Origin of the sequence: Micromonospora tarapacensis (genome assembly GCF_019697375.1) — a bacterium.
Lineage (GTDB): Bacteria > Actinomycetota > Actinomycetes > Mycobacteriales > Micromonosporaceae > Micromonospora > Micromonospora tarapacensis.
In genome coordinates this window covers 882698-900508 of sequence record NZ_JAHCDI010000003.1, presented here as the reverse complement: position 1 = coordinate 900508, position 17811 = coordinate 882698, and the positions used below count along the sequence as shown (strand labels likewise).

General features: G+C 72.9%; 13 protein-coding genes and 2 pseudogenes. 5 read left to right on the top strand and 10 right to left on the bottom strand.

Translation table 11 applies throughout. The annotated features are described in order from the left end of the window. Positions 1-86 precede the first annotated feature (86 nt). Together KIF24_RS34310 and KIF24_RS34305 are read left to right on the top strand one after the other, a co-directional pair. Positions 87-989: pseudogene (locus tag KIF24_RS34310) on the top strand (NTF2-like N-terminal transpeptidase domain-containing protein); the annotation flags it as partial. Positions 990-1204: 215 nt separating this feature from the next. Continuing rightward, the gene (locus KIF24_RS34305; protein WP_331461007.1) at positions 1205-2038 is read left to right on the top strand and encodes a penicillin-binding transpeptidase domain-containing protein; all 834 of its coding nucleotides are present in this window, start codon (positions 1205-1207) and stop codon (positions 2036-2038) included. 53 nt (positions 2039-2091) lie between these two features. Here KIF24_RS34305 and KIF24_RS05090 read toward each other — a convergent pair whose 3' ends face one another. From KIF24_RS05090 to KIF24_RS05065, 6 genes are all read right to left on the bottom strand, one after another. Beyond that, positions 2092-3207 (bottom strand): arginase family protein, encoded by a 1116-nt coding sequence (locus KIF24_RS05090; protein WP_230414873.1) that lies wholly within the window; start codon positions 3205-3207, stop codon positions 2092-2094. Positions 3208-3273: 66 nt separating this feature from the next. Further along, positions 3274-4182 (bottom strand): tetratricopeptide repeat protein, encoded by a 909-nt coding sequence (locus tag KIF24_RS05085; protein WP_221082958.1) that lies wholly within the window; start codon positions 4180-4182, stop codon positions 3274-3276. Positions 4183-4281: 99 nt separating this feature from the next. After that, positions 4282-5970, bottom strand: a complete 1689-nt coding sequence (locus KIF24_RS05080) for an acyl-CoA mutase large subunit family protein (protein ID WP_221082957.1) — start codon at positions 5968-5970, stop codon at positions 4282-4284. A 105-nt stretch (positions 5971-6075) separates the two neighbouring features. Then, on the bottom strand, positions 6076-6468 hold the full coding sequence (locus tag KIF24_RS05075; protein ID WP_230414871.1) for an Asp23/Gls24 family envelope stress response protein: 393 nt from the start codon (positions 6466-6468) through the stop codon (positions 6076-6078). A 192-nt stretch (positions 6469-6660) separates the two neighbouring features. Then, positions 6661-7668 (bottom strand): methylmalonyl Co-A mutase-associated GTPase MeaB, encoded by a 1008-nt coding sequence (meaB, locus tag KIF24_RS05070; RefSeq protein WP_221082955.1) that lies wholly within the window; start codon positions 7666-7668, stop codon positions 6661-6663. Continuing rightward, positions 7665-8864 carry an acetyl-CoA C-acetyltransferase gene (locus KIF24_RS05065; RefSeq protein WP_221082954.1) on the bottom strand — a complete coding sequence of 400 codons (1200 nt, stop codon included), beginning with the start codon at positions 8862-8864 and terminating at the stop codon, positions 7665-7667. The genes meaB and KIF24_RS05065 overlap by 4 nt, the downstream gene beginning before the upstream one ends. A 61-nt stretch (positions 8865-8925) precedes the next feature. Between KIF24_RS05065 and mce the strand changes: the two genes are divergently transcribed. From mce to KIF24_RS05050, 3 genes and pseudogenes are all read left to right on the top strand, one after another. After that, complete coding sequence (gene mce, locus KIF24_RS05060; protein ID WP_221082953.1) at positions 8926-9399, top strand: methylmalonyl-CoA epimerase; 474 nt, start codon at positions 8926-8928, stop codon at positions 9397-9399. Between the two features lie 360 nt (positions 9400-9759). Beyond that, positions 9760-11025, top strand: a complete 1266-nt coding sequence (locus tag KIF24_RS05055; RefSeq protein ID WP_221082952.1) for a DivIVA domain-containing protein — start codon at positions 9760-9762, stop codon at positions 11023-11025. 177 nt (positions 11026-11202) lie between these two features. Continuing rightward, positions 11203-13448: pseudogene (locus tag KIF24_RS05050) on the top strand (hypothetical protein). Positions 13449-13533: 85 nt separating this feature from the next. Here the strand turns inward: KIF24_RS05050 and KIF24_RS05045 are convergent. The 4 genes from KIF24_RS05045 to KIF24_RS05030 form a co-directional block, all read right to left on the bottom strand. Next, the gene (locus tag KIF24_RS05045; protein ID WP_221082951.1) at positions 13534-14343 is read right to left on the bottom strand and encodes an alpha/beta hydrolase; all 810 of its coding nucleotides are present in this window, start codon (positions 14341-14343) and stop codon (positions 13534-13536) included. Continuing rightward, on the bottom strand, positions 14340-14669 hold the full coding sequence (locus tag KIF24_RS05040) for a hypothetical protein (RefSeq protein ID WP_221082950.1): 330 nt from the start codon (positions 14667-14669) through the stop codon (positions 14340-14342). The genes KIF24_RS05045 and KIF24_RS05040 overlap by 4 nt, the downstream gene beginning before the upstream one ends. Positions 14670-14705: 36 nt before the next feature. Continuing rightward, positions 14706-16523 carry a 3-hydroxyacyl-CoA dehydrogenase family protein gene (locus KIF24_RS05035; RefSeq protein WP_221082949.1) on the bottom strand — a complete coding sequence of 606 codons (1818 nt, stop codon included), beginning with the start codon at positions 16521-16523 and terminating at the stop codon, positions 14706-14708. Positions 16524-16679: 156 nt separating this feature from the next. Then, a complete protein-coding gene (locus KIF24_RS05030; RefSeq protein ID WP_221082948.1) occupies positions 16680-17741 on the bottom strand; it encodes an alpha/beta hydrolase in 1062 nt (353 codons plus the stop codon). Positions 17742-17811 lie beyond the last annotated feature (70 nt).

The following is a 17811-nucleotide window of genomic DNA, read 5'->3' as shown; positions in this document are numbered from 1 at the left end:
TCGCCCGGTCGGCCCGGCGCGGGACAGTGCCGAGCGGCTCGGCGTACTAGCGTGCAGGGCAGCCCGACCAGGAGGAAAGCACCCCCATGCACCGTCCGCACCGATACGGCCACGCCAGGTCACCAATCGCCACCGTCGCCGCCTGCCTGATCGCCGCAGCCGGCCTGGTCGCCTGCTCGGGCGAGGACGGGCCGCAGCGCAGCGTGGACGCCTTCCTGGCCGGCTGGCGCTCGGGCGACCTGCAGTCGGTCGGCTTCGTCGACCCGACCGGCGCGAAGATCGCCGCCGCCGACGTGGCGCGGGAGATCAAGGATCTGTCCGGCGAGCTGGCCGGCACACCGCCCAGGCTGACCCGGCAGGGTGACCCCGAGGTGGTCCAGAACACCGCGACCGCCACGATCCGGGTGGAGTGGGCGCTACCGGACGAGACGACCTGGGGGTACGACCGGCCGGTGCGGCTGGCCCAGGGCCGCGACGACCAGTGGCAGGTGATCTGGGAGCCACAGATCGTCCAGGAACAGCTCACCCGGGGTGACCGGCTGGGGCTGCGGCGGGACCGGGCACCCCGGGCCACCGTGCTCGACGGTGCCGGCGAGCCGATCGTGGCGCCGCGTGACGTGGTCCGGGTGGGGTTGCAGCCCAACGAGGTGACCGACGTCAAGGCCATGATCCGCGAACTGGACGCCGCCTTCCGCGCCATTCGGCCGGCGATCACCCCGCCAGTCGACCTGTCGGACCTCCCCAAGCGGCTCGACGAGGCGAAACCGGACGCTCTCGTCGAGGTGGTCACCCTGCGCGACGAGGCGTACCGGCAGATCAAGCCACGCATCCACCACCTGCCGGGGACGAAGTTTCCGACCGACACGTTGAACCTCGCCCCCACCCGCGAGTTCGCCCGGGCGGTGCTCGGCACCGTCGACCCCGCCTACGCCGAGGACCTCGCCGACCATCCCGATCGCTACTCCCCCGGCGACCTGGTCGGGCACGGCGGGCTCCAGGGTCGGTGGGACGAGCGGCTACGCGGCGTACCGGGGCTGACCGTGATCATCAAACACGCCGGGCCGGACGGCACGCTGGAGCCCACCGGCACGGAGGTCTTCCGGCGTGAGCCGCAGCCGGGCCAGCCGGTACGCACCACTCTCGACGTGGCCACCCAGAACGCCGCCGACCAGGCGCTGCGCGGGAGCGCCGCCGCGCCGCCCTGGTGGCCGTCCGGGTCAGCGACGGCGCGGTGCTCGCCGTCGCCAACGGGCCCGGTGCCGCCGGCGAGAATCTCGCCTTCACCGCGCAGGTGCCGCCGGGCTCCACGTTCAAGATGGTCAGCGCGCTCGGGCTGGTGGAGCGCGGCGCGGTGACCCCCGACACCACCGTCGACTGCCCAAGGACGCGCACCGTCGACGGGCGCTCCTTCAAGAACTCCAACGACTTCGAACTCGGCGAAGTGCCGTTCCGCACCGTCTTCGCCAAGTCGTGCAACACCGCCTTTGCCGCGCTCGCCCCACAGCTGGGCGCCGACGGGCTCGCCGTCGCCGGCCGGACCCTGGGTCTGGAGGGGCAGTGGGAGGTGGGGCTCGACGCGTACACCGGGAAGGTCTCCGCGGGTGGTGGGGCCACCGAGCAGGCCGCCGCGGCGATCGGGCAGGGTACGACCGTGGTCAGCCCGCTGGCCATGGCCGCGGCGACCGCGGCGGTGGCCAAAGGCGGCTTCGTCCCGCCGAAGTTGCTCCTCGACCCCGCTCCGGAGCCGGCGGCCGAGCCGGGCCCGGAGTTGCAGCCCGAGGCGGTGGCGGCCGTGCGGGAGATGATGCGCGCGGTGGTCGTCAGCGGCACCGGCACCGCGTTGAAGGACACCCCGGGCGGGCCGGTGTACGGCAAGACCGGCACCGCCGAGTACGACAACAACCCGGAGAACACCCACGCCTGGTTCGTCGGCTGGCAGGGCGACCTCGCCCTGGCGGTCTTCGTGGAGAAGGGCGGCTCGGGCAGCGGCACCGCCGTACCGATCGCGGAACGCTTCCTGCGTGCGTTGGCCGGCTGACCGGGTCGGGCCCCGCACCGCGGGGCCTACCGGAGCACCCGCCGCCGCGACGGTCAGGCGGTCAGGCCACCCGGGGCGGGCGCGGGGCGGGCGCCGTCCGCCTCGGTGGTGGTGGTGCCGGTCCGGCCGGGATCCCCGGCGACCGGGGCGTGCCCGTCCGGCACGGGCGGCACGACCGGGCGGCCACCGGCCCGGCGGGGAGCGGGTGCGGGACGCTCGGGCTGTTCGGGGCGCAACCGGGGCGGCATGGAGCCGGGGGCGGTGACCGGACGCAGGCCGGCCACCACGGTGTTGACGATCTCGGCGGCGTATTCGCCGTCCGGGTCGTAGTCGGGGTCGAAGACGGTCAACTCGACGCCGAGGCAGTGCGGCGTGTCGACCAGCCCGGCGAGCAGGATCTCCAGTTCGGCGAAGGCGATGCCACCCGGGTCGGGTGCGTCGACCGCCGGCATCACGGCGGGGTCGAGCACGTCCACATCGATGTGCACCCAGTAGCCGACGCAGTCGGCGAGTTGCTCGTGCGCCCACTGCGCGGTACGCGCCGCCCCCTCGGCGCGCAGTGCCGGCACCGGTCTGGTGGTGATCCCGGCGGCCTGCAGGTCGAGCCGGTACTCGTCCTGCGCACGGATGCCGAGCACCACCACGTCGATGTCGCGGAAGTATGGGCGCCGCCCCTCGATGGCCGCCAGGTCGGCCTGGCCCCGGCCGGTGACCAGGGCCAGGTTCTCGCCCGCCGCCGCGCCCACGTACGACGCGTTGCCGGGGTGCCGGAAGTCGGAGTGGCCGTCGACGAAGATCAGCCCGATCCGCCCGCCGACCGCCTCGCCCAGTCGGTGCATGGCCAGCGCCGAGCCGATCAGGATCGAGCAGTCGCCGCCGAGCACCACCGGGAACTCTCCACGGTCGATGATCGCGCCGACCCGGTCGGCCAGCACCGCGGAGTAGTCGGCGATCTCCCGCGCGTGGCAGACGCCGTCACCCGGGCGCCAGTCACCGGCGTCGTAGCGGGGTGCGGTCAGGCAACCGGCGTCGCGGGCCCGTAGCCGGGGCAGCAGACCCTGGTCACGTAGTGCGCCGGGCGCCTTGCCACAGCCCGGGACCGACGTCGGCGTGGGCGGACGCAGGCCGAGGTTGCTCGGCGCGTCGAGGACGGCGATCCGGCGCGTCATGGGCTCCCGTCCTCTGGTCTCGGGCGGGCCGGCGGCACACCGGCCCGCGCTGGCGTGGCAGGTGGCTCAGAACAGGGCGCTGGCCAGGGCCCGGCGGGCCGAGGCGACCGCGGGATCCTCCGGCCCGGCGATGGTGAACAGGCCGACCAGGTGTTGGCGGACCTTTTCCCGGTCGTCGCCGGCGGTGCGGCGGACCAGCCCGACCAGGCGCTGGTACGCCTGCTCGGCGAGGCCGCTGAGCACCTCGATGTCGGCGGCGAGCAGCTGGGCGTCGACGTCGTCGGGGTCGGCCGCCGCCGCGAGTGCCGCCTGCGGGTCGACTCCGGCGACCCGGCGGGCGAGCCCCACCTGGGCCAGCCCGGCCTCCGCCGCGGCGTCCGCCGGTGTCTCGGCGAGGATCTTCCGGTACGCCCGCTCGGCGGCGTCCAGGTCGCCGCTCATCAGGGCGTCGTCCGCCTCGTCGAGGCGGGGATCCTCCGCCTCGGCCACGGTGACCCCGCCGGCCTTGAGCACCGCCTGGATCCACTGGCGCAGCTGCGCCTCGGGCACCACGCCGGAGAAGGCGTCGACCGGCTGCCCGCCGACCACCGCGTACACCATCGGGATGCCCTGCACCCGGAACATCTGCGCGAGTCGCGGGTTGGCGTCCACATCGACCTTGGCCAGCACCCAGGCGCCGCCGCCCTCCACGGCCAGCCGCTCCAGCACCGGGGAGAGCTGCTTGCAGGGCTCGCACCACTCGGCCCAGAAGTCCACCACGACGGGTGTGGTCAGCGAGCGCTCCAGGACCTCGGACTGGAAGGTCGCCTCCGTCACGTCGACGGCGGTGGCTCCGCCGACGGCTCCGCCGGGTACGCCGGCGGGGGGACCGGCCTGGACCGGAGCAGAGGTGGAACCGGTTGCGGGGGTGCGCAGCGCGCTGAGGTCGACCGCGCCGCGGGTGAAGATCGACGAGGTGATCCGTGGGTCGCTCATGGTTACCTAGTCTCGCACGCAATCTGCCGAACTCAGATCACCCCCGGCCCGCACAGTTGCCACTGTCACCCCTGCCCATCCGCCCTGGCCGGGCGGAGTTCAGAAACGTGCGGGCTCGCGGTAAACGCCCCATTCGGCGCGCAGCGCGTCGCAGATCTCGCCGAGGGTGGCCTCGGCCCGGACGGCGTCGAGCATCGCCGGGATCATGTTCTCTCCGGTGCGGCTCACCGCCACCATCGCCGCCACCGCGGCACGCACCCCGGCGTCGTCCCGAGCGCTCTTGCGCTCGGCGAGTGCCCGCCGCTGCTCCAGTTCCACCTCGTGCGAGATGCGGAGGATCTCCAGTTCCTTGGCGGCGGTGCCGGTGTGGCAGTTGACGCCGACGATCTTCTTGTCGCCCTTCTCCAGCGCCTGCTGGTACACGAACGCCGACTCGGCGATCTGGCCGGTGAACCAGCCGTCCTCGATGCCGCGCAGGATGCCGGAGGTCATCGGGCCGATGGCGTGCGGGCCCTCGCCGCCGAGGGCGCGGATCCGGGCGAAGATCTCCTCCGCCTCGGCCTCGATCCGGTCGGTGAGCGCCTCGACATACCACGAGCCGCCCAGCGGGTCGGCCACGTTGGTCACCCCGATCTCCTCCATCAGCACCTGCTGGGTACGCAGGGCGATCTCGGCGGAGGAGTCGGTCGGCAGCGCGAGGGTCTCGTCCAGGGCGTTGGTGTGCAGCGAGTTGGTGCCGCCGAGCACCGCGGCCAGCGCCTCCACGGCGGTGCGTACCACGTTGTTGACCGGCTGCTGCGCGGTCAGCGACACCCCGGCGGTCTGCGTGTGGAACCGCAGCCACAGCGCCTTCTCGCTGGTGGCGCCGTAGACGTCGCGCAGCCACCGGGCCCAGATCCGGCGGGCCGCCCGGAATTTGGCGATCTCCTCGAAGAAGTCCAGGTGCGAGTCGAAGAAGAAGCTCAGCCCGGGGGCGAAGACGTCGACGTCCAGCCCGCGGGAGCGCCCCAGCTCGACGTAGCCGAAACCGTCGGCGAGGGTGTACGCCAGCTCCTGCGCGGCGGTCGAGCCGGCCTCGCGGATGTGGTAGCCGGAGACCGACAGCGGCTTGTAGCGCGGGATCTCGGCGGCGCAGTACTCCATCAGGTCGCCGATCAGGCGCAGGTGCGGCTCGGGGTCGAAGAGCCACTCCTTCTGCGCGATGTACTCCTTGAAGATGTCCGTCTGGAGGGTGCCGTCCAGCTTGGACAGGTCGGCGCCCTGCCGCTCGGCGGCGACCAGGTACATGCAGAACACCGGCACGGCCGGGCCGGAGATGGTCATGCTGGTGGTGACACCGGCCAGGTCGATTCCGTCGAAGAGCGCCTGCATGTCGGTGGCGGTGTCGATCGCCACGCCGCAGTGGCCGACCTCGCCGAGCGCCTGCGGGTCGTCGGAGTCGCGGCCCATCAGGGTGGGCATGTCGAAGGCGACCGAGAGCCCGCCGCCGCCGGCGCCCAGGATCATCTTGTAACGCTCGTTGGTCTGCCGGGCGTTGCCGAAGCCGGCGAACTGCCGGATGGTCCAGGTCCGCCCGCGATAGCCGGTCGGGTGCAGCCCCCGGGTGTACGGATACTCGCCCGGCCAGCCGATCCGCTCGAAGCCCGGGTAGGCGGTCCCCTCCGGCGGCCCGTAGACCGGCTCGACCGGCATGCCGGACAGCGTGGTGAAGTCGGCGTCCCGCTTGCGTGCCGCGTCGTAGCGGGCCTGCCAGCGGGCCCGCCCGGCAGCGATCTCGTCGGCGTTCATCCCCGGGCTCCTCCTCGAGTCCTCGACTGCACGTCGAGTCTAGAGCCCCCACCTGAACGATCGATAAGGCAGTCCGTACCGACGGGTAACCCGAGCTGCGTGGACTCAGGCGACCGGGCCGCCGATGGCCACGTCGTCCACCCGGATGTTGATCTCATCGACCCGCACCCCGTACGACTCGACGGCCTGGGTCACCCCGACCCGTACCGCCGTGGTCACCTCGGGCACCGGATGCCCCGCGTCGATCACGATGACCAGGTTGATCAGCGCGGCGCCGTCGGTGACGTGCGCCGAGCAGCCCCGTCGGGCGTCACCCACCTGGTCCAGCCCGACCCGGTCGAGCACCGCGTTGAAGAACCGGGCCACGTCGCCACCAAGCTCGACCACGCCGGGAACCGCCTTCGCCGCGGCCACCGCGATCTTCTCCACCACCTCGTCCGCGATGTGCGTACGACCACCCGTCACCGCGTCCGGCGTCATCGGCAACTCCTGCGTCATCTCGTGATCCATGCTTCCCCCAGCGGCATCCATGCTTCCCCCAGCGGCCGTCGCACCACCCCACCCGCATCCGCGGGACGGTGCGAGCGTAACCGTCCCAGCCGGTCCGCAGTGGACACCCGCCCCGCCTCACGGCCGGCGGTCGACGACCGCAGGCCGGCCGGCCTGGGACTTCGGCCCAGGGCCTAGCAACTAGGCGGCGAGCTGGGCCAGCAACGCGTCGGCCGCGGCGTACGGGTCGAGCGCGCCGGCCGCCACCTCGGCCGCCAGCGCCGGCAGCTGCGTACCGTCGCGCAGCGAGCCGATCCGGGACCGGAGCGCACCGAGGGCGATCGCCTCGATCTCGGCGGCGGCCCGGGCCTCGCGGCGACGGCGCAGCTCGTCGTGCTCGACGAGCCAGCCACGGTGCTTGTCGATCGCGGCGGCGATGTCGTCGATCCCCTCGCCCCGGGTGGCGATCGCCCGCACCACCTGCGGGCGCCACTGGCCCGGCCCGCGCTCGCCGAGGGCGATCATGCCCTGGATGTCGCGGGCGGTCGCGTCCGCGCCGTCCCGGTCGGCCTTGTTGACCACGAAGATGTCGGCGATCTCCAGGATGCCGGCCTTCACCGCCTGGATCGCGTCGCCCATGCCGGGGGCGAGCAGCACCAGCGTGGTGTCGGCCAGCGAGGCCACCTCGACCTCGGCCTGCCCGACACCGACGGTCTCCACCAGCACCACGTCGCAGCCGGCGCCCTCCAGCACCCGCACCGCCTGCGGGGTGGCCGCCGACAGGCCGCCGAGGTGTCCTCGGCTGGACATCGACCGGATGTAGACGCCCGGATCGGTGGCGTGATCCTGCATCCGCACCCGGTCGCCGAGGATCGCGCCACCGGTGAACGGGCTGGACGGGTCGATGGCCAGCACGCCGACCCGGTGGCCCCGGACCCGCAGCGCACGCACCAACTCGTTGGTGGTGGTCGACTTTCCGACCCCCGGCGAACCGGTCAGGCCGACCACCTGCGCCTGGCCGGCGTACGGGGCGAGCGCCGCGGCGATGCTCGGCAACGTCTCGTCGCCCGACTCCACCAGCGTGATCAGCCGGGCGACCGCACGAGGGTCACCCTCGCGGGCCCGCCCGACCAGGACGGGTACGTCCCGACTACGACGCACCGAGCCGGTGGCCGCGGCCGGGCTTCCGCCGTTCGACTCCCCGCTCACAGATCACTTTCGGCGCCGGCCGGCACGTGGATGATCAACGCATCGCCTTGACCGCCGCCGCCACAGAGCGCCGCCGCCCCGGTGCCGCCGCCACGCCGCCTGAGTTCCAGCGCGAGGGTGAGCACCAACCGGGCGCCGGACATGCCGATCGGGTGACCCAGCGCGATGGCGCCGCCGTTCACGTTGACCTTGGTCGGGCTGATCCCGAGATCACGCACGGATTGGATACCCACCTGGGCGAACGCCTCGTTGATCTCGATCAGGTCGAGGTCGGAGACGGTCAGTCCACCCTTGCGCAGGGCGTGCTGGATGGCGTTGGCCGGCTGCGAGTGCAGGGAGTTGTCCGGACCCGCGACGTTGCCGTGCGCCCCGACCTCGGCCAGCCAGGTCAGCCCCAACTCGTTCGCCTTCGCCTTGCTCATCACGACCACCGCCGCGGCGCCGTCGGAGATCGGCGAGGAACTGCCGGCGGTGATGGTGCCGCCGGAGGTGAACGCCGGGCGGAGCTTGGCCAGGGAGTCGGCGGTGGTGTCCGGGCGGATCCCCTCGTCCTCGCTGATCACCAGCGGGTCACCCTTGCGCTGCGGGATGACCACCGGGGCGATCTCCTCGGCGAAGTGGCCGTTCTTCTGCGCCGCGGCGGCCCGCTGGTGACTGGCGGCGGCGAACTCGTCCTGCTCCTGGCGGGTGATGCCCCGGGTGCCGCCGTGCCGCTCGGTGGACTCCCCCATCGAGCAGCAGTCCCAGGCATCGGTCAGCCCGTCGAGCGCCATGTGGTCCTTGACCACCACGTCGCCGAACTTGTAGCCACCACGCTGCCCGAGCAACAGGTGCGGCGCGTTGGTCATCGACTCCATGCCGCCGGCCACCACGACGTCGAACTCACCGGCCCGGATCAGCTGGTCGGCCAGGGCGATCGCGTCCAGCCCGGAGAGGCAGACCTTGTTGATCGTCAGGGCCGGCACGGACATCGGGACGCCCGCCTCCACGGCCGCCTGCCGCGCGGGGATCTGCCCGGTCCCGGCCTGGAGGACCTGCCCCATGATCACGTACTGCACCTGGTCGGGGGCGACCCCGGCGCGTTGCAGCGCCGCGGAGATCGCGATGCCGCCGAGCTTCGTCGCCGGTACGTCCTTGAGGTTGCCGAGCAGGCGCCCCATCGGGGTCCGCGCGCCGCTGACGATCACCGAAGCCATACCTGCCTCCGAGGGGGTGCCGACCTTTACGCCTTAACGATTGCTCGGCCAGACTAACGTCATGCCTGAGAACTCCCCCGCCGAGCCCGCTGCCGACTATCTCACAGACGTCGGCCTGCGCCGCATCGACCATGTCGGGGTCGCCGTGGCCGACCTCGACGCGGCGATCGACTTCTACCGGCGCACCTTCGGGATGCGCTGCGTGCACGTCGAGACGAACACCGAGCAGGGTGTCCGCGAGGCGATGCTGGCGGTCGGGCCGACGGCCGAGGGCGGCTGCGTGCAGCTGCTCGCCCCGTTGACCCCGGACTCGACGATCGCGAGGTTCCTGGACCGCAACGGCCCCGGCGTGCAGCAGGTGGCGTACACGGTGACCGACATCGACGTGGCCTGCGCGGCGCTGCGCGAGCGTGGCCTGCGGCTGCTCTACGACCAGCCGAGGCGCGGCACCGCCGACTCGCGGATCAACTTCGTGCACCCGAAGGACGCCGGCGGCATCCTGGTCGAACTCGTGCAGCCGGCGGCCGAGCACTGAACCCGTCCGCTCGTCGAGCGAACTGCGCGCGCGACACGCCGACGCCGTCGACCGGTTCCGCGAGCGCTGACCTGACGGACGAGGCACCGATGGCCATTCGGTGAACCGCGATTGGCTTTCCACATGCCCGGCCCGGGCGCCCATTCGTGTGATCGGGCCGGCATGGAAACAAAGGACCGCGGGTACGCCCCGTGGTCCTTTTCCATGTCACGCTCCGTGCCGCCCGGCTCGCCCCGGAGCTGGCAAGATCCGCCGGTCGACCCGTTGGCCCGACACCCTGCGGAGTTGACCATGTAATGAGGACGGCAAAGGGTGGCACGCTCTTGCGAAGCACCCCGGGGGGTCTGCCAGTATGTCCCAATGCCCCAGCAGCAGTCCTCCCCTCTCGCGTTCTTCGATAACGCGAACTCGCAGCCCGATTTCACGGTTGGCCTGCGCGGATACAACACCGGTCAGGTCGACGACTTCATCGGCCGGCTGAACGCCGCGCTCAGCCAGGCCAACAAGGACCGCGCCGACGCCGAGCAGGCACTCAACGACGCGCAGCGCCGGCTCCGGCAGTCCGAGCAGCGGCTCACCGCCCTCGAGCAGAAGCTCACCGACACCAGCAAGCAGCTGGAGGAGAACAGCCGGCCCACGCTGTCCGGCCTCGGCACCCGGGTGGAGCAGATCCTCCGGCTCGCCGAAGAGCAGGCCAACGACCACCGCAACGAGGCCAAGCGCGAGTCGGAAGGGATCCTCTCCGCCGCCCGCCTCGAGGCCCGCGAGATCACCGACAAGGCGCGCGCCGAGGCGGCGGCGATGAAGGCCACCGCCGAGCGGGAGGCGGGCAACGTCCGCACCACCGCCGAGCGGGAGGCCGCCGAGGTGCGCGTCCAGGCCCGTCGTGAGGCCGACACGTTGCGCGCCGACGCCGAGCGGGAGACCAAGCAGCTGCGTACGGTGACCGCCCACGAGGTCGCCGAGCTGAAATCGACCGTGGAGCGGGAGGTCGCCACCCTGCGCGCCACCGCCGAACGCGAGATCACCCAGCAGCGGGCGAAGGCCGCCCGCGAGGCCGAGGACAAGCGCGCGGAGGCGACCAAGCTGCTCACCGACGCCCGCGACAAGCGCGACAAGGATCTTCAGGCGCTGGAGCTGCAGCTCGCGGAGCGGCGGGAGAAGGCCGAGCGCGAGGAGTCGGAGCGGCACGCCGCGCAGGTCGCGCAGACCCAGAAGCTGGTCAGCGAGGCCGAGCAGCGGGCTCGGGCCGCGCAGGACCGCGCCAAGGAGATCGAGCAGCGGGCCGAGGCCCGCCGGGTCGAGTCGGAGCGCAACGCCACCGAGACGGTCGAGAAGGCCAAGGCGCTTGCGGACCGGACGCTGAACGAGGCACGCGCCGAGTCGCAGCGCCAGCTCAACGAGGCTCGCACCGAGGCCGAGCTGACCACCCAGGCGGCCCGCCGCGAGGTCGAGGACCTCACCCGGCAGAAGGACGCCGTCACCTCGCAGCTCGGGCAGATGCTCTCCGGCCTGGCCGGCATCGTTCCGGGCGTGCCCAACGCGAACGCCGCCGCGGCGGCGGACAAGCCGGCCAAGAAGGCGGACGGCGCCGACGACAAGGTGGCCGCCGACACCACCAGCTGACCAGGACCACCGGGGCATGATCCACGGCGCGGGGTGACACCGGGATGACCGGTGGCACCCCGCGTCGCCCTGCCTTCGCGGCGGCTACCTGCGCCGCCCTTCCACCGCCGTGAAGTAGGTCCCAACAGGGGCGTCCGTATCGCCCCAGGAGGGCCCGATGCGTGTGAGGATGGGAGCATGTCGCACGGCGAGGAACTGTTCGCGCTCGGCGGGGACGTGACCACGGAGCCCAGCTTCGAGTCAGCCCTGCGGGGGTACGAGAAACGGCAAGTCGACCGGTACGTCGCTCGTGCGGAGCACGAGATCGCCGCGCTCGCGGCCGAACGCGAACAGGCCTACACGCAGATCCACAAGCTGGCCGGCCAGGTCGAGGTGTTGCAGCGCGACCTGGCTCAGGTACGCAAGCAGGTCGCGGTCGTCGACCGAGCCGCATTCCGGCACCTCGGTCCGCGGGTGGAGCAGATCCTCACCCTCGCCGAGGAGCAGGCCGAGGACATCCTCGCCGCCGCGAACGAGGAGATCGAGGCGCGCCGGGCCGCCGCCGAGCACATCATCGACGAGGCCCGCGCCGAAGCGGCCACGGCGCTCAAGGACTTCGAGATCGCCCTGGCCGCCCGCCGATCCGAGGAGGAACGGCACGCCGCGGCACGCCGGGCGGAGGCGGAGGCCGCCAGCAAGGCGGCCGAGGAGGAGGCCGCCCGGCTGCGCAAGACCGCCCAGGAGGCGCTGGCCCGCGCCGAGCAGGAGGCCACCCAGCTGCGGGACGGGGCCAAGGAGATCCACACCCGGGCCCAGCAGGAGGCGACCAAGCTGCGCGACGCGGCCCGCGAGGCGTACGCCACCGCCCAGCAGGAGGCGACCCAGCTGCGCGACGCGGCCAAGGAGATGCACGCCAACGCCCAGCGGGAGGCCAAGCGCCTGGTCGACCAGGCCACCGAGGCCGGGCGGGCCACCCACGCCAAGGCTCGCCAGGAGGCCAAACAGATCATCGACGACGCCTCCGAGGCCGGTCGGGCGGCCCGCAACAAGGCCCGCCAGGAGGCCGAGCGGTTGAGCACCCAGGCGACCGAGGCGGCCAAGCGCACCCGCGCCGAGACCGAGGCGTACGCCCAACGCATGCGCGGCGAGACCGAGGCGTACGTCCAGCACGCTCGGGCGCAGGCCCAGCAGGAGCTGGGTGCCTGGCGGGCCGGGGTGGAGAAGGAGGTCAACGGTCGGCGCGAGGCGGTCGACCGGGAACTGGCCGAGCGCCAGGGGACCATCGAACGCGAGTTCACCGCCCGCCGCGACCAGCTGGAGAAGCAGTACAAGAGCCGCAACGCCGAGCTGGACGAGCGGATCCGCACCCGCACCGCCGAGTTGGAGTCCGGCTTCGAGACCCGCCGTGCGCAGTTGGAGTCGGAGTACACCGCGCGGAAGAACGAGATCGAGCAGGGCGCCGACCAGATCCGCCGGGCCGCCGAGCAGGAGGCGGCCACGGTGCGCGGGCGGGCCGAGGAACAGGCCGCTGAGCTGGCGCGCGACGCCGACGAGTACGCCGCCACGACCCGGCGCGAGGCCGACGAGCACGTCACCACCGTGCGGCGCGAGGCGGACGAGCACGTCGCCGCCTCCCGCCGCCAGTTCGAGGAGTACGCGGCCACCACCCAGCAACACCTGGCCACCACCCAGCAGCACCTGGCGGCGACCCAGCAGGAGGCCGCGTCCGGCCGTCAGCAGCTCGCCCACGTGATGCTGGAGATCGCCAAGGCCCAGCAGCAGCTCGCCGACCTGCGCCAGGAAACCTGGAAGTTCCGGCAGGAGTCCGACGAGTTGCAGCGCAAACTGCTCGACCTGCGTCTGCAGTCGGCATCGGCTCCGCCGGTGCCGACCTCGCCGCCACCGGCGGGCTCGACCACGCCGACGGGTCCGACCACGGCGGCCGGCTCGGTCGCGGCGGCCGCCGGCAGCCCGTCAGCCAACGGCGGACGCCCCGCCGGGGAGAATGCCCTCGTGATCCCCACTGCGGTCCCGGCCGACGGCGGACGTCCCGCCGGGGAGAATCGCACCGCCGTTCCCACCGGGGCCTCGGCCAACGGCGGACGACCGACCGGGGACGATGCCGCCGTTCCCAGCGACGCTCCGGCCGATGGTGGCGGCCCTGCCGGTGACGACGCCGGCCCCGAGACGAAGCCGGTCGGCGAGCCGGTCACCACCGTCGAGGACTCCGCGGCGGCGAAGCCGGCCACCGAGCCGACCAGCGTCGACGGCGGCACCGCGAGCGCGGGGTGGAGGGCGAGCCGACGGTGGCGGCCGTGCCCGGGGAAGGCGGCCGGGGCGCCACCCCGACCAAGATCACCAGCACCGGCGAGAACGGCAAGCGCCCGACCAAGCCGACCATCGACGAACGCAGCGCCAAGCCGAGCAAGGTCACTTCCGACTGAGGCGCGGCAGGGCACGCCGGTGGCGATGGCGGCGATCGATCCGCGGCGGCGCGGGCGACCCGGCTTGCGGGACCGGGCGGAGAAATCAGTCGGCGCGGCGCTGCGGCGGGCCCGACACCGGCGTGTCGGCGAACGCGGCGACCGTACGGTCTGCGTACGCGCTGGCGTCGCCGGTCTCCATCGGGCCGTCCCAGGTGGTCGGCAACGGCACCGGCACCGCCGGATTGACCCGCCGGACCACCTCGTCCAGGACCGTCTCGGCGTCACCGACCCACAGGTGCTTCGCGCCGGGCACGCCGACCACCTCGGCCTGCGGCACCGCCGCGAACCGCTCGCGAGCCTGCTCCGGGCGCAGGTAGTCGTCGAACTCCGGCACCAGCGCGGTCAGCGGCTTGGCCGACTCGGCCCACTGGCCCAGGTCGGCGGCGCCGGCGAAGCGCAGCGGCGGGGAGAGCAGGATCGCCCCGGTCACCGCCGGGTCGCAGCCGTAGCGCAGCGCCAGGTCGGTGCCGAACGACCAGCCGAGCAGCCAGACGTTCGGCAGTTCGTGGAACTCGGCGTACTCGATGGCGGCGGCGACGTCGAAGCGCTCGCCGACGGCCGAGTCGAACGCCCCCTCGCTGGTGCCACGCACGCTGCTGGTGCCCCGGGTGTTGAACCGGAGCACGGCCAGGTCGGCCAGCGCGGGCAGCCGCCAGGCCGCCTTGCGGAACACGTGGCTGTCCATCATCCCGCCGTGGGTGGGCAGCGGGTGCAGGCAGACGAGGGTGGCCGCGGGCGCCCGGTCGGCCGGGCGAGCCAGCTCGCCGACCAGGCGCAGGCCGTCCGCGGTGTGCAGCTCGATCTCCTCCCGGTGCCCCGGCAGGATCGAGGACGCACGGATCGGTTTGCTCATGCCTCCAGTCTCCCGCCCCGCCGACCGCGCTGGATCGCCGGGGCCCGCCGGTCCCGGGCCCGCCAGCAGCCGCTGTGCCAGTGTCGCCGGTCGGTCAGGTCGCCCCGGCCGTCCGCCGGCCAGGCCACGACGTGCGCCACGCCGGGCCGGATCTCCTGGTCGCAACCGGGGCAACGGTACGTCTTGGTGGACGCGCCGCCGCTGATGCCCCGCACCTGCCAGTCACCGTCACGCCACTGCTGCACCGAGGCGACGCCGTGCCGGGCCCGCTCGGCGTCCAACCGCTCGGCGTCGTCACGACGGGGCCGGTTGCGACGAGGACTCACGTCATCCAGGGTACGGGCGTACCAGCGACGGCCGGCTCACCGGTGGGTGTGGTCGCGGAATCCGCGGCCGGCCTTGCGACCGAGGTAGCCGGCGGTGACCAGGTGTTCCAGCAGCGGTGCCGGCGCGAAGCCGGGCTCGCGCAGTTCCAGGTACAACTCCCGCTGGATGGCCAGCGCCACGTCCAGGCCGACCACGTCGAGCAGTTCGAACGGCCCCATCGGGTAGCCGCAGCCGAGCTTCATGGCGTGGTCGATGTCGTCGGCGGTGGAATAGCTGGTCTCCAGCATCCGTACCGCGTCGTTGAGGTAGGGGAACAGCAGCGCGTTGACGACGAAACCGGACCGGTCGCCGCAGACCACCGCGGTCTTGTCGAGCGCGGCACAGACCGCACGGGCGGTTGCCGTGGTTTCCGCCGAGGTCCGGATCGTCTGGACGATCTCCACCAGCGGCATGACCGGAGCGGGGTTGAAGAAGTGCAGGCCCACCACGTCGGCCGGGCGCTGGGTGGCCATCGCCACGTCGATCACCGGCAGCGAGGAGGTGGTGGTGGCCAACACGACGCCCGGCTTACAGATCTCGTCCAGGCTGGCGAAGATCGCCTTCTTGACGCTCAACTCCTCGACCACCGCCTCGATGACCAGATCGACGTCGGCCAGGTGTTCCAGCGTCGCCGACCAGTTGATCCGGCCGAGCGCGGCGTCCCGGTCCGCCTCGCCGAGCCTGCCCCGGACGACGCCCTTGTCGAGCGAGGTCTGGACCGCCTCGAAGACCTGGGCGGACCTCTCGGCCCCCCGGGTCACCGAGACGACCTCGATCCCGGCCCTGGCGAAGACCTCGATGATCCCGGTGGCCATCGTCCCGGAACCGACGACTCCGACCTTGGTCACGGGGCTCGCGCTGCCGGCACCGGCGGTCGCGATGCCGCCGTCGGCGCCTACCGGCCCCACCGCGACCGGCGTCTGCTCGTCCGGTACGACCGTCGGTGAGCCCGGCCGCTGATAGGTGTAGAAGCCCCGGCCGGACTTCCGGCCGAGCAGACCCGCGGTCACCATCTGCTTGAGCAGCGGCACCGGGGCGTGCCGGCGGTCCCGCCCGCCACGGCGGTACATGGTGTCCAGGATCTCGTACGCGGTGTCCAGCCCGATCAGGTCCATCAGCGCGAGCGGGCCCATCGGCAGCCCACAGCCGAGCTTCATCGCGGCGTCGATGTCCTCGCGGGTGGCGTACCGGGACTCGACCATGCCGACCGCGTGGTTGAGGTAGCCGAAGAGCAGCGCGTTGGCGATGAACCCGGCCCGGTCGCTGATGGTCACGTCGACCTTGCCGAGCCGCCCGCAGAGCGCCTCCACGTCCGCGACGACGTCGGCGGAGGTGACCACCGTGCGAACGACCTCGACCAGCTTCATCACCGGCGCTGGATTGAAGAAGTGGAGGCCGATGACCTGCTTGGGCCGGGCCGTGGCGACCGAGACCTCGGTGACACTCAGCGACGACGTGTTGGTGGCGAGAATGGCCTCCGGCGGGCACACCCGGTCCAGCTCGGCGAAGATCCGCTGCTTGAGGTCGAGCTGCTCGGGCACCGCCTCGATGACCAGGTCCACCGCGTGCAGCGCGTCGAGCCCGACCTGGAAGTCGACGCGGGCCAGCAGGGCGTCCCGGTCGGCCTCGGCGAGCTTGCCTCTGGTCACCGCGCGATCGGTCGAGCCGGTCAGGTTGGCCCGGCCACGCTCCAGGGCGGCGTCGGAGATCTCCACGGCGACCACGTCGATGCCGTTGCGGGCGAAGACCTCCACGATGCCGGCACCCATGGTGCCCAGACCCACCACGCCCACGCTGGTGAACTCGCGCGCCACGACCCGGCCTCCCCTGTCCGCGTCCGTACGGCCGGACATGAACGGCCGCTAAGGTTATGCGCGCGAGTCTGCCACGCGCCGCATGGTTGTCGAGGCGGCGTGGCATATTTCACCGGCCCCGCGGGCCGGCGTGGTGCGGCCGGCCCGCCGACGAGGTCAGGCCGGACCGACGCCGGCGAGGGCGAGCAGTTCCGCGACGAACTCCGCCGGCCGTTCCAGGTGCGGGCTGTGTCCGCAGCCGGGCAACGTCACCTCGCGGTAGCTGCCACCGGCGGCGGCGTACCGGTCGAGCACCGCCCGGGTCTGCCCCACCATCGGCTGCGGCGGGCACTCCTCCGGCCCGGGCCAGCCGGGCAGCGCGCCCAGCGCCCCCAACTGGGCCAGGTCGAACAGGGACGTGTCGGAGACGATCACGTCCGAGTCGCCGCGGATCCAGGTCACCGGGGGTTTGGACGCCACGGCGACCAGTTGGTCGGCGATCCGGAAATGTGCCGGGGCGAGCGCGTTGAGCACTCCGCGACGACCCGCCGCCGTCCCCGGCCAGTTCGGCGATGCCACCGCGTCGCCGGGGTAGTTGTCGGTGCCGGTCGCGGTGGAGAGCAGGCTGTCGAGCAGCATCTCCTCGTCGTCGCCGAGGCAGGACGGGTCCGCCACATAGGCGGCCCGGAGCACGCTGCGCGGGCTGGTCCGCGCCTCGGCACTGCGGTCACCGGCGGCGAGCCGCGTGACGAAGTCGGCGCTCGCCGTACCGCCGCCGGTGCCGGCGAAGTCCGGCGTCGTGGGAGTGCCCGCCAGGTCCCGGGTGCCGCCGAAGCCGTACGGCGACACGGGCGCCGCGAGCAGCAGCCCGGCCACCCGGTCGGGGTGGTCCACCAGCAGCCGCATCGCCACCCCTCCGCCGAGCGAGTGGCCGACCACCACGGGCCGGGCGCCCAGGGCGAAGAGGGACGGCTCGTCGAGCAGCGCCACCAGGTCGTCGGCGAAGTCGGTCAGCCCGCGGCTGCCGTCCACCGGCGCGGTCTGCGTACCGCCGTAGCCGCGCAGGTCCGGCGCGACGACCCGCAGCGTTTCCGGCAGGCGCCGCACCAGCGGCTCCCAGAAGGCAGCCGATGAGCAGTTGCCGTGGACCAGCAGCACCGGCGCCCCGTCGGCGGGGCCGGCCACCCGGACGGCCTGGGTGATCCCGTTCACGGACACGACGTGCTGCTCGGTCTTCATCCGCCGGATGATGCCACGGGCGTCACGACCGGTCCATGTGTCCGACCGCCACGAACCACGCCCGGCCGAT

Excerpts from the sequence above, each read along its gene's own strand:
- KIF24_RS05090 (WP_230414873.1), bottom strand. The coding sequence starts at position 3,207 with ATGACGCGCCGGATCGCCGTCCTCGACGCGCCGAGCAACCTCGGCCTG.
- KIF24_RS05085 (WP_221082958.1), bottom strand. The coding sequence starts at position 4,182 with ATGAGCGACCCACGGATCACCTCGTCGATCTTCACCCGCGGCGCGGTC.
- KIF24_RS05080 (WP_221082957.1), bottom strand. The coding sequence starts at position 5,970 with ATGAACGCCGACGAGATCGCTGCCGGGCGGGCCCGCTGGCAGGCCCGC.
- KIF24_RS05075 (WP_230414871.1), bottom strand. The coding sequence starts at position 6,468 with ATGACGCAGGAGTTGCCGATGACGCCGGACGCGGTGACGGGTGGTCGT.
- KIF24_RS05065 (WP_221082954.1), bottom strand. The coding sequence starts at position 8,864 with ATGGCTTCGGTGATCGTCAGCGGCGCGCGGACCCCGATGGGGCGCCTG.
- mce (WP_221082953.1), top strand. The coding sequence starts at position 8,926 with ATGCCTGAGAACTCCCCCGCCGAGCCCGCTGCCGACTATCTCACAGAC.
- KIF24_RS05055 (WP_221082952.1), top strand. The coding sequence starts at position 9,760 with ATGCCCCAGCAGCAGTCCTCCCCTCTCGCGTTCTTCGATAACGCGAAC.
- KIF24_RS05045 (WP_221082951.1), bottom strand. The coding sequence starts at position 14,343 with ATGAGCAAACCGATCCGTGCGTCCTCGATCCTGCCGGGGCACCGGGAG.
- KIF24_RS05030 (WP_221082948.1), bottom strand. The coding sequence starts at position 17,741 with ATGAAGACCGAGCAGCACGTCGTGTCCGTGAACGGGATCACCCAGGCC.